The organism is Mesorhizobium sp. M7A.F.Ca.CA.002.09.1.1 (assembly GCF_003998555.1).
In the GTDB taxonomy this organism is placed as follows: Bacteria; Pseudomonadota; Alphaproteobacteria; order Rhizobiales; family Rhizobiaceae; genus Mesorhizobium; species Mesorhizobium ciceri.
This window is the reverse complement of record NZ_RZRR01001385.1, coordinates 1-874: the sequence shown is the minus strand read 5'-3', so window position 1 is coordinate 874 and position 874 is coordinate 1. Positions and strand designations below refer to the sequence as shown.

General features: G+C 61.0%; 1 protein-coding gene. It reads left to right on the top strand.

What is annotated here, in order from left to right:
- Positions 1-67 precede the first annotated feature (67 nt).
- The coding region (sfnG, locus tag EN994_RS33420) for a dimethylsulfone monooxygenase SfnG (RefSeq protein WP_127308253.1) at positions 68-874 on the top strand (807 nt) is incomplete at its 3' end.

Genomic DNA, 874 nt, shown 5'->3' with positions numbered 1-874 from the left:
ACATAATAAATATCAGAGCCGGCGCGACCGGAGCGATCAACGACACGGCCTGAATGGGAGACAGTTCATGGCACATGCAGAAGCCGATCCGATCAAATTCGCCTACTGGGTGCCGAATGTTTCGGGCGGCCTGGTGATTTCCAACATCGAGCAGCGCACCAACCATTCTGCCGAGTACAATCGCAAGCTGGCGCAGATCGCCGAGAAGGCCGGCTTCGACTACGCGCTTAGCCAGATACGTTTCACGGCCGGCTACGGCGCCGACGAACAGCATGAATCGGTGGCGTTCAGCCATGATCTGCTGGCGGCGACCACGACGCTCAAGGTCATCGCAGCGATCCTGCCAGGACCATGGAACCCGGCGCTGGCGGCCAAGCAGATCGCCACCATCAGCTACCTGACCAACGGCCGCGTCGCGATCAACCTTGTCTCCGGCTGGTTCCGCGGCGAGTTCCACGCCATCGGCGAGCATTGGCTCGACCATGACGAGCGCTACCGCCGCTCGGAGGAATTCATCCGTGCGCTGCGCGGAATATGGACTGAAGACAGCTTCACCTTCCGTGGCGATTTCTACCGCTTCAATGAGTATTCGCTGAAGCCGAAACCGCCGCAAGTACCCGAAATCTTCCAGGGCGGCTCGTCGCGCGCCGCGCGCGACATGGCATCGCGCGTCTCGGACTGGTACTTCACCAACGGCAACACGCCGGCCGAGATCGCCAAGCAGGTCGATGATATCAGAGTCAAGGCGAAGGCCAATAACCATTCCGTCAAAGTTGGCGTCAACGCCTTCGCGGTCGTTCGCGAGACCGAGGACGAGGCCAGGGCGGTGCTCGCCGAAATCATCGCCGAGGCCAATCCCGACGCGGTCAATGCT